This is a genomic window from Corallococcus sicarius (assembly GCF_003611735.1).
Lineage (GTDB): Bacteria > Myxococcota > Myxococcia > Myxococcales > Myxococcaceae > Corallococcus > Corallococcus sicarius.
In genome coordinates this window covers 1-9766 of sequence record NZ_RAWG01000340.1, presented here as the reverse complement: position 1 = coordinate 9766, position 9766 = coordinate 1, and the positions used below count along the sequence as shown (strand labels likewise).

The 9766-nt window shown below is 70.9% G+C and carries 6 protein-coding genes; all 6 read left to right on the top strand.

From position 1 onward, the window contains the following. Window positions 1–177 precede the first annotated feature (177 nt). Window positions 178–2874, top strand: coding sequence for a serine/threonine-protein kinase (locus D7X12_RS34765; protein WP_120629508.1), 2697 nt, complete (start codon window positions 178–180; stop codon window positions 2872–2874). Window positions 2875–2939: 65 nt separating this feature from the next. Next, window positions 2940–4331 (top strand): sigma 54-interacting transcriptional regulator, encoded by a 1392-nt coding sequence (locus tag D7X12_RS34760; RefSeq protein WP_120629507.1) that lies wholly within the window; start codon window positions 2940–2942, stop codon window positions 4329–4331. 183 nt (window positions 4332–4514) lie between these two features. Beyond that, on the top strand, window positions 4515–5354 hold the full coding sequence (locus D7X12_RS34755) for a hypothetical protein (protein WP_120629506.1): 840 nt from the start codon (window positions 4515–4517) through the stop codon (window positions 5352–5354). 53 nt (window positions 5355–5407) lie between these two features. Beyond that, window positions 5408–7483, top strand: coding sequence for a family 8 glycosyl hydrolase (locus D7X12_RS34750; RefSeq protein ID WP_120629505.1), 2076 nt, complete (start codon window positions 5408–5410; stop codon window positions 7481–7483). Between the two features lie 50 nt (window positions 7484–7533). Continuing rightward, window positions 7534–8430 (top strand): glycoside hydrolase family protein, encoded by an 897-nt coding sequence (locus D7X12_RS34745; protein WP_120629504.1) that lies wholly within the window; start codon window positions 7534–7536, stop codon window positions 8428–8430. 156 nt (window positions 8431–8586) lie between these two features. Beyond that, a partial coding sequence (locus D7X12_RS34740; RefSeq protein WP_208719470.1) for a serine/threonine protein kinase occupies window positions 8587–9766 on the top strand: 1180 nt, incomplete at its 3' end.

The following is a 9766-nucleotide window of genomic DNA, read 5'->3' as shown; positions in this document are numbered from 1 at the left end:
GGAGATGTGTATCAGAAACAGGGGAGACGGTCATGTCGGCATCCATCCTGCTTGGGGGATACGGCGCGCCCAGCATTATCCGGGCCAGCGGCTGGGAAGTTGTCACACCTTCCCAGAAAGAAGGAAAAGCAGGGTCATGGCGGCGAGAACGAGGGGCCCACTAGGATTGCGCGCGCCATGAAAGCCCGCACGGGAGAGGAGCCGGACCCGACGCTCCGCGCGCGCGGTCCGGACGAGGAGGCGACGCGCCCCCTGCCCCGGGCGCAGGGCGAGGGCGCGCCGGGGACGGACGGCTCGGATCGGCTCCCACGTCCGGGGCCGCCTCCTTCGGTGCAGGTGGGCCGCTACCTGCTGCTGCGGCCGCTGGGCGCGGGCGGCATGGGCGTGGTGTACGCGGCGTATGATCCGGACCTGGACCGGAAGGTGGCGCTGAAGCTGCTGCGTCCGGACGGGCACGCGGACTCGGAGGTGGGGCGGGCGCGGCTCTTGCGCGAGGCGCAGGCGATGGCGCGCATCTCCCATCCGCACGTCATCCCGGTGTTCGACGTGGGCGTGTGGGGCGCGCAGGTGTTCCTGGCGATGGAGCTCATCGACGGGGGCACGCTGGGCCAGTGGCTCAAGCAGGCCCCGCGCTCCTGGCGCGAGGTGCTGGACGTGTACCTCGCCGCGGGCCGGGGGCTGGTGGCCGCGCACGCGGTGGGGCTGGTGCACCGCGACTTCAAGCCCGCCAACGTGCTGGTGGATGGTCGGGGCCGCGTCTGTGTCACGGACTTCGGGCTCGCGCGCCAGGTGGGCACCACACCAGGCGACGAGGACACCACCGAAACACTGGGGCCGGGCGAGCTGCTGGGAGAGCGCCGCATGCTGGATGCGCCCCTCACCGCCACCGGCGCGGTAATGGGCACGCCGAACTACATGTCGCCCGAGCAGGTCATGGGCGCCGGGCCGGATGCGAGCACGGACCAGTTCAGCTTCTGCGCGGCGCTCTACTACGCGCTCTACGGCCAGCGCCCCTTCGACACGGAGCGCATGCAGGCGCTGCGAAGCCCCTCCGACCTGAGCGGGCCCCGGGCGCCCTCCATCGTGGAGCCACCGCACGAGGCCCGCGTCCCCGCGTGGGTGCGGCAGGCGGTGATGCGAGGCCTGTCGCTGCGCCCCCAGGACCGCTACCCCACGCTCTCCGCCCTGCTGGACGCGCTGGGCCAGGAGCAGCGACGCGCCCGGAAGCGGCGGGCCCTCGTCGTCGCGGGCGTGGGGGCCATGGGGCTCGCGCTGGGAGCCGGTGCGCTCTACCAGCGCTCCCAGGTGTGCGCCGGCTCGGACGCGCTGATGGCCGAGGTGTGGGGCCCCTCGCAGCGTCAGCGGGTGGAGCAGGCCTTCCTCGCCACCGGCAGTCCGCTCGCCGCGGGCATGACGGAGCGCGTGGCGAAGGCCCTGGATGCGTACGCGAGCGCCTGGAGCCGGCAGCACACCGAAGCCTGCGAGGCCACGCGCGTGAGCGGCACGCAGCCCGAGGCCCTGCGCGTGGAGCGCGTGGTGTGCCTGGAGCGGCGGCGCAACGACGCGCGCGCGGTGGTGGAGCTGCTGGCCACGGCGGATCGGCCGCTGGTGGAGAAGGCGCTCACGCCGGTCAACGCGCTGCCCGCGCTGGGCGAGTGCGCGGACGTGGCGGCGCTCGGCGAGCAGCAACGACTGCCGGAGGAGCCGGCGAAGCGCGCCGAGGTCGAGCGGCTGGAGGCGCGGCTCTCCGAGGTGAAGGTGCTGGTGGACGGCGGACGCCTCACCCAGGCCGCGGAGAAACTCGCGCCCCTCGTCACCGGTGTGCAGGCGACGGGGTATGCGCCGCTGATGGCGCGGCTCCACCTGCAGCAGGGCTGGATGCGCGAGCAGCTGGGGGCTTCCGCGGAGGCCGCCGTGTCGCTGCGTCAGGCCGCCTTCGACGCGGAGGCCGGGCGCGCGGACCGGCTGAAGGTGCTCATCCTCAACCGGCTCCTCTACGTGGAGGAGGGCCTGAAGCACTTCGAGCAGGCGGATGTCTGGAGCGGCCTCGCGGACGCGACGCTGCGGCGGATGGGAGGAGACGCGGCGCTGGAGGCGGAGGTGCGCATCAACCAGGGCAACCTCGCGTCGGCGAAGGGCGACCTGTCCCGGGCACGCGCGCTGTTCGACGAGGCGCAGGCGCGCGCGGAGTCGGTGCTGCCGGCGGGCCATCCGCTGCGCGCGCGCATCACCTTCCTCCAGGGCGGGCTGGCGACGCGGATGGGCGACAAGGCACGCGGCGTGGCGCTGCTGACGCGCGCGCTGGCGCAGACGGAGGCCGCGGTGGGGCCGCTGCATCCGGACACGGCGCGCAGGCATGACGCGCTCTCCTGGGCGCTGCGCGAGACGGGGGACGCGGCCCAGGCGCTGACGCATGCCCGCGCGGCCGTGGAGATCCGCAAGACGCTGCTGGGCGCGCGCACGCTGCCCGTGGCGGAGGGGCTGGACGAGGTGGGCATGTGCCTGCTGGAGCTGGGACGCTACGACGAGGCGCTGCGCGTCTACGAGGAGGCCCTGGCGATGAAGCAGCAGGTGGCGCCCGGCGAGGAGACGCTCCAGTACTCCCATGACGGAGTGGGGCAGGCGCTCCTGGGCCTGGGCCGCGCGAAGGACGCCATCGCGCCGCTGCGGCGGGCCGTGGGCTACACGTCCCTGCCGGACGAGACGCTCGCGGATTCGGGCTTCGCGCTCGCGAAGGCCTTGTGGGACGCCGGAGAGCCGGGGCCCGCGCGACAGGAGGCCGAAGCGGCCCGCGTGCGCTACGTCCGCGCGACGCGTGAGCCCCGCGCCGCCGAGGTGGCCCGCTGGCTGGAGGCCCACCCGGCGCCCCCGTAGGTTCCCACCGTCGCGACGGCCGCCGGCGCATCGGTGGGCCCCGGAGCGCGTGGTAGCGTGCCCCCGTGGCGCGACAGGACGACGAGCGGAACGACGCGAAGCAACAGCGGCTCGACAGGACCACGACCGTTCCGGCGAAGCCCGCGGGCAGGGTCCGGCTGAAGCTGTGGGTGCTGTCGGGTGCGGATGCCGGCAAGGGCCACCCGCTGCCGGTGGGCACGTACCGGCTGGGCAAGAGCGCGGACTGCGACATCGTGCTCGACGACAGCGCCGTGTCCCGTCACCACCTGCGCCTGGACGTGGCGGAGGACCGCGTCGTCGCCACGGACCTGGGCTCGTACAACGGGTCGTTCTGCCAGGGCCTGCGCTTCACCGAGCTGGAGGTGCAGCCCGGCGTCGTCCTCACCCTGGGCACCACCCAGCTCAAGCTGATGCCGGAGGACACCCGCGAGCGCTCGCGCCTGCTGTCCTCGCGCGACCACTTCGGCGCGCTGGTGGGCACCAGCCGCAAGATGCGCGAGGTCTTCACCTTCCTGGAGCGCATGGCGCCCAGTGACTCCGACGTCCTCATCCAGGGTGAGACGGGCACCGGCAAGGAGCTGTGCGCGGAAGGGCTGCACCGCGAGAGCCCGCGAGCGAAGAAGCCCTTCGTGGTGGTGGACCTGGCCGGCATCGCGCCCTCGCTCATCGAGTCGGAGCTGTTCGGCCACGTGAAGGGCGCCTTCACCGGAGCGCACGGCGACCGGGCCGGCGCCTTCGAGCGCGCCCAGGGCGGCACCGTCTTCCTCGACGAAGTGGGCGAGCTGCCCCTGGAGCTGCAGCCGCGCCTGCTGCGGGTGCTGGAGCGCCGCGAGGTGAAGCGCGTGGGCGGCAATGACTACCGCACGCTGGACCTGCGGGTGGTGGCCGCCACCCACGTGGACCTGGAGGCGGCGGTGAAGGCGGAGAAGTTCCGCCGGGACCTCTTCCACCGGCTCGCGGTGCTGCGCGTGGTGCTGCCGCCGCTGCGCGAGCGCCCGGAGGACATCCCGCTGCTCATCGACACCGTGCTGGAGCGCCTGGGCAAGCCCCCCAGCGCCCTGTCGGACCAGACGCGCGCGCTGCTCATGCAGTACCCGTGGCCCGGCAACGTGCGCGAGCTGCGCAACGTGGTGGACCGCGTGGTGAACCTGGGCGAGGAGTCCCTGCCGGACATCGACCCGGGCGTCCCCCGCCGGGCCGCGTCCCGCTCCGGCGGGGACCTGGACCTCGCCCGGCCGTTCAAGGAGGCCAAGGAGCAGCTCGTCGAGGGCTTCGAGCGCGACTACCTCATGAGCCTGCTCAAGCGCTGCGAGGGCCGCTTCAACCGCGCCGCCAGAGAGGCCGGCATCGACCGGGTCTACCTGCGCAAGCTGATGCGCAAGCACGGCCTGGAGCTCAGCGACGGCAAGCCCTCCGGGGACGACGACGCCGGGTGACAGCAGTCACCCGGGCGAACAGGGTCGGGTGACTCCAGTCACCCACCGGGGAGCCCGGGCCCGGGGGCTCCCCTCTGGGAGCGATTGAGGGAGCGCGCGAAACGGGTTGGTACGGCTCCTGCTTTGGAACAGCGCACACGGCCGCAGCTGGCCCCACACGCAATCCAAAGAAGGAACCCTCCCATGGCCCTCTCCGCCATCACCCAGCGTCCCTCGTTCAAGCCCACCCCCGTCACGCAGACGCAGCAGGCCTCGCAGACGCAGCAGGCCTCGCAGACGCAGCAGGCCCCGCAGCCCGCGGCGGTCCACCCCCTCGTCCAGCGGTTCCAGACCGACAGCTTCGAAGCGGGGACCTCCGGGACGCAGAAGACGCAGGCCGCGTCGCCAGCACCGCTGACGACGCCAGCGGGCGCCGGAGAGGCCGCCATCAGCACCGACTCCGTCGTCCAGGCGGGCACGCACGGCGCCGACCAGGTGTACCCGGAGCTCTCCTACGAGGAGAACCAGCAGTACAACGGCCACCCGGTGGGCTACTGGAAGACCGAGGTCTTCAATGCCGCCACGAAGGCGGGCGCCAGTCAGGAGGAGGCCGCGCTGCTGGTCGCGCAGTCCATGCAGGAGGGCGGCACGGACTTCAGCAAGAACGGCTCCGCCACCAACTTCGGCCCCTTCAACCTCAACAAGGACCTCATCCAGTCCTTCGGAGGCGACGCCGTCCCGGGAGACCTGACCCAGCTCAACGGGACGGACTCGAAGGCCATCGAGCGCAACGTCGGCGTCGCCCTCAATGCCATGCGCTCCATGGGCGCCAACAACTACCTGCACCACGTGCGGGGAGGCGCCACGAACTACACGGACCCCAACCAGCGCCTGAGCAGCAACGTGGACGTCCGGAATGATGATGCCCACGCCTTCGCGCGCAGCCTGGCGAACAACGCCCACAAGATCCTCGCGGCCTACCAGGCGGATCCCAGCTCGCTGACGACGAACCACCGCTTCGCTTCGGACATCCCCGCCATCTGAGCCCCTGACAAAGCCAGACAGTCGGCCCTTCCCCCCTCCGAACGGAGCACTCCATGTCCCCCTCCCTCTCCATCAACGGTTCGCGTCCCCAGCCCCCGAAGCAGTGGGACACCCGGACCAGCCCAGCCCAGCCCCCCCCGGTCATCCACGACCAGCGCGCGCAGGAGCCGAAGCCCGTCCCGGCAGCGCGCTACGAAACGAAGGACGGCTTCGAAGCGGGGGAGAACACCGGCGCGGACTGGAAGGCGTTCTCCGGTCAGCAGACGCAGGAATCCCAGGGCACGTCGGGCACGGGGAAGACGCTGGCGCCGAACCCGGCGGTGGCGGACGCGGCCATCCAGAAGAGCTACGCGGACTGGAAGGACAAGTACGTCACCGCCGACGGCGCGAACGGCGCGCTGCGCGTGCAGCGCCCGGAGAACAACAACGACACGGTGTCCGAGGGCATTGGCTACGGGATGCTGCTGGCCGCGTACAACAAGGACCAGGACACGTTCAACGGGCTGTGGAAGTACGGGCAGGCCCACATGAACGAGAACGGCCTGATGAACTGGCGGATCGACTCGCAGGGCGGGACCCTCGGCCAGAACGGCGCGACGGACGCCGACGAGGACATGGCCATGGCGCTCGTGGTCGCCGACAAGCAGTGGGGCGGCTACAAGGCGGACGCCGGCAAGCTCATCAACTCCATCATGGAGCACGAGGTGGAGCCGGGCACCCACGTGCTCAAGCCGGGTGACAAGTTCGGCGGCTCGTCGGAGACGAACCCCAGCTACTTCGCCCCGGCGTACTACAAGGAGTTCAGCAAGTTCACCGGCGACACGCGCTGGGACAAGGTGGCGGACTCCAGCTACGACATCCTGGAGAAGACGCTGCAGCAGCCCGGGTCCAGGGACACGGGGCTGGTGCCGGACTGGGTGGACGCCAACGGCAAGCCCCTGGAGCGCGGCCCGAACGCCTCCTACGACGCGGTGCGGACACCCTGGCGCATCGGCACGGATGCCGCGTGGAACGATGATCCGCGCGCAAAGGCGTACCTGGACAAGGTGAACTCCTTCTGGAAGTCGCAGGGCGTGGAGAACATCGGCGACACGTACGCGCTCAACGGCGACCCGCTCGCGAAGAACCACAACGCGGTCGCGGTCTCCATGGCGGCGGCGGGAGCCATCACGGATCCGGACGCGGGCTACCGCGAGGCGATGTGGAACGAGATGCAGAAGGTCCCTGGCGGGAACTACTTCAATGACTCGCTGCGCTCGCTGGCCCTGCTCCAGACGGGTGGCCGGATGCCGCCGCCGTCAGGCGGAAGCACCTCGGGCACCCCGGGAGGACAGACGGTGCCTCCGGCCGCTACGGGCCCACAGCAGGTCCCCGCGAACACGCGCACGCAGCAGGTGGACGCGGTCTCCGACACGCAGGGCGTGGAGAACGGGTACGGCGTGGCGCAGGCCACTGCGGACATGGACAAGCTCGCGTCGCTGCATCCCGTCGGGTCGGAGATGCACGGCGTGGGCGACGCGAAGCGCGCGGAGTTCGACAAGAACAAGCCCGCCATCGCCCAGGCCGCGCTGAGCGCCGCCCAGCGCTACTTCCCGGAGCTGCCGGTCCAGGACGCCGCGCGGCTCATCCTGTCGGACATCGCGCAGGAGTCCACCTTCGACCCGAAGCTCAACGTGGGTCCCAACGGAGAGGTCGCCCCGGACAAGACCATTGGGCTCCTGCAACCCCGCGCGGCCTCCAACCTGGAGGACTTCCGCAACTACGCGAGCGGTGACGGGCTGAAGCGCGCGGACGGCAGCACATGGGACCCGAAGGAGACGCAGGACTCGGAGCTGGGCAAGGTCTGGGAGAACGTCCATGTGGGCGCCTGGTACATGTCCCAGATGGCCCGGCTGGGCGCCGTCTCCGCCAACGAGCATTACCTCTGGGGCCGCGACGGCAGCGCGCCCACCACCGTCCGCACCGGCCTGCTGTCCCACTTCATGGGCCCCGGTGGCGCGGCGAAGGAAGGCGCCAGCAACCCCGACGCCGCCAGGTACCTGTCCATGGTCGGCGGGGAGATGGACTTCCTGGATGCGGGCCTCTCCCAGCGCGTCTACGACACCGTGCTCAAGCCCGGCGCTGTGTAGCCGCTGACACGCTGGAGGGGACTCGACGCCCACGCATAGAGTCCCCTCCCATGATCCGCACCCGGCGCCCCCCGACGCTGTCCCTGGCCGTCCTGTTGCTGCCACTCCTCGCGTGTGACCCCGCCGACGGGCAATCCCAGACAGACCCTCCGGTGCCTGTCGTCACGAAGAGCGCGAAGCGCGGCCTCGGTTATGGCTACCACTCCGCGGCGGACCTGAAGGCGCTCTCCGCCGGAATGAGCTGGTGGTACAACTGGTCGCCCAGGCCGGAGGACGGCGCGGCGAGCGTCTACACCGCCCAGGCCGTCACCTTCGTTCCCATGGCGTGGGGCGGCACCCCCAACGCGGATCAGCTCGCGTCGGAGATCCCCGCGGGTGCCCGGTACCTGCTGGGCTTCAACGAGCCCAACTTCAAGAGCCAGGCGAACAAGACGCCCCGCCAGGCCGCGGCCCTCTGGCCCGTGCTGGAGGAGGTGGCCCGCCGCAAGCAGCTCAAGCTGGTGTCCCCGGCGGTGAACTACTGCGGGGACTGCGTGTCGGAGGACGGCGTCACCTTCACCGACCCGGTGGTGTACCTGGATGCCTTCTTCAAGGCCTGCCAGGGCTGCCAGGTGGATGCCATCGCGGTGCACTGGTACGCGTGCGACCTGGCCGCGCTCAAGTGGTACGTGGGCCAGTTCAAGAAGTACAACAAGCCCCTCTGGCTCACCGAGTTCGCCTGCGGCGACCGTCCCCACAGTGAAATCACCGTGGAGGTCCAGAAGAAGTACATGGTGGATGCCATCACCTGGCTGGAGTCGGAGCCCGGCATCGAGCGCTACGCGTGGTTCTCCGGGCGCAACAATGAGATCCCCTCCATCAACCTGCTGGGGGCCTCCGGCGAGCTGACCGAGCTGGGCCGCCTGTACGTCATGCTCCCGGCCGGCACTCCGGCGCAGGCCCCCTGACGGCCCGCCACGGCGTGGGGTGAGGCCCCGCCCTACATCACCGGAGCCCGGGCCGCCTGCCCTCCAGGCGGAAGGAGGAGCTTCACTCCCGCGTCAGACAGTCGTGAGGACGTCTACTCGGTCCTCCCAGGATTCTGGGGGTAAGGTAGCCGCGGAATGGGACTCGAAGCCGGAGACACCTTCGGGCGGTATGAGCTGGTGTCCTGGCTGGGCCGGGGCGGCATGGCGGAGACGTGGCACGCCCAGCTCGTGGGTGCCGCGGGCGTGACCAAGTCGGTCCTCATCAAGAAGGTCCTCCCCGAGTACGCCGACGACGAAGCCTTCATCTCCATGTTCATCAGCGAGGCGCGCATCTCCGCCACGCTCTCCCACGGCAACGTCGCCCAGGTCTTCGACTTCGGGCGGGTGGACGGCGAGTACTTCCTCGCGATGGAGTTCGTGGACGGGCAGCCGCTGCACCGCGTCCTCAAGCGCGCGATGAAGAGTGGCATGGCCGCGCTGCCCATCCCCGTCGCCGTCTTCATCGCGATGGAGATGTGCCGGGGCCTGCACTACGCGCACACGCGCACGGATGGCAGCGGCGCACCACTGGGCATCGTCCACCGCGACATCTCTCCGGACAACGTCCTCATCGGCTACGAGGGCCAGGTCAAGATCGTCGACTTCGGCATCGCCAAGGCGAAGCTGCTGCGGGGCGTCAAGACGGCGCCCGGGGTGGTGAAGGGCAAGTACCTCTTCTTCTCCCCGGAGCAGGCGCGCGGAGAGGAAGTCGATGCGCGCACGGATGTCTGGGCCACGGGCGTCGTGCTGTATGAGCTGCTGTGTGGCCGGCTTCCGGTGGATGGCCCGCCCCACGTCGTGATGATGAAGGTCGCTCACGGCGAAATCCCTGCGCTGCGCGAGCTGCGGCCGGACCTGCCCGACGAGCTCAACGACATCGTCCTCAAGGCGCTGAATCCAGACCAGACACAGCGCTTCGCCTCCAGCCATGCGTTCGGGGATGCGCTGGCGGGGTTCCTGTATTCGAACTTCCCGCGCTTCTCCGCGATGAGCATCGCGCACCTGCTGCGGGTGCTGTTCCGGGGAGACCTGCACCAGGAGGGCCGCGAGCTGGCGGTGCCCGACGACTTCCTGGTGGAGCTCAAGGCCTGGCGGGAGCCTCCAGCGCAGCAGGGAGCGCCCACCCGGCGGTTGCCGCGGGTGGTGCCGACGCCGCCTCCCCTTCCCAGCCCCGTGTCCGTCGTCACGCAGGACTCCCAGGAGACGGTCCGGCCTCGCGTCACGGACGCGGTGGACGTGCCCACCCGCTCCCTGCCCCTCATGGCCCGGGTCGCAC

Coding starts and splice junctions, on each gene's coding strand:
- D7X12_RS34765 (WP_120629508.1), top strand. CDS start 178: ATGAAAGCCCGCACGGGAGAGGAGCCGGACCCGACGCTCCGCGCGCGC.
- D7X12_RS34755 (WP_120629506.1), top strand. CDS start 4,515: ATGGCCCTCTCCGCCATCACCCAGCGTCCCTCGTTCAAGCCCACCCCC.
- D7X12_RS34750 (WP_120629505.1), top strand. CDS start 5,408: ATGTCCCCCTCCCTCTCCATCAACGGTTCGCGTCCCCAGCCCCCGAAG.
- D7X12_RS34745 (WP_120629504.1), top strand. CDS start 7,534: ATGATCCGCACCCGGCGCCCCCCGACGCTGTCCCTGGCCGTCCTGTTG.